The 688-nt window shown below is 37.5% G+C and carries 1 protein-coding gene and 1 pseudogene; both read right to left on the reverse strand.

Features of this window, described 5'->3' with window-relative positions; genetic code table 11:
• A pseudogene (locus CHI06_RS26880) lies at positions 1–196 on the reverse strand (peptidase M20); the annotation flags it as partial.
• A gap of 245 nt (positions 197–441) precedes the next feature.
• A partial coding sequence (locus CHI06_RS26885) for a plasmid pRiA4b ORF-3 family protein (RefSeq protein WP_142301030.1) occupies positions 442–688 on the reverse strand: 247 nt, incomplete at its 5' end.

The following is a 688-nucleotide window of genomic DNA, read 5'->3' on the forward strand; positions in this document are numbered from 1 at the left end:
CTGTCAAGCCGAATCCCATTAAGTCAACAGGAGAATTTAGGACTTGGTTGAAATCCGATACAATCGGAATCGAGCCCCCTTCTCTTTTATAAACAGGTGCTTTCCCATAAACCTTTTCATAGGCTTCAGCCGCTTTTTGAATCATCAGATTATCGATTGGGGTTAAGAATGGATTACCTGTATCTTGAAGTGTCACTTTTACCGTGCATCCCTTTGGTGATTGTTCTTCCAAATGCTTTTTGATTAAGCCCTGGATTTTGATTTTTGACTAAAAAAGCAGGTGATTTTGGCATGTGTGGCAAATCAGTATAGACCTTTGGCTAAATAAAGATTTTATGTATCCTTTAATTGATAATTACGGATACTTTCTTCTTTTGACCGCACTGCAATTTTCCTCGAAACATAATGGTTTGTGAGTAAGATACTACCTTTTCAATCTAATCACAAAAAATATGTATATCGATAACCTTTAATTACATGCTTAAGTCTATGATTAATCTTTTCCTGGCTTATGTTTCTTTCCTTTTGATTATCGGACCATTCTTTCATGTACTCATATTCTGGGTGGTTTGCATCTGCCATAATTCGGAGATATCCCTCATATCCCCCTTCTCCTCCTACATCCTCAGGAGGTCTCTCTCCGATTCCCTCAACAAATGTTGCACGAAACTCATTTGATTTTACGACT

Origin of the sequence: Bacillus sp. 7884-1, from assembly GCF_002272245.1 — a bacterium.
GTDB lineage: Bacteria > Bacillota > Bacilli > Bacillales > Cytobacillaceae > Neobacillus.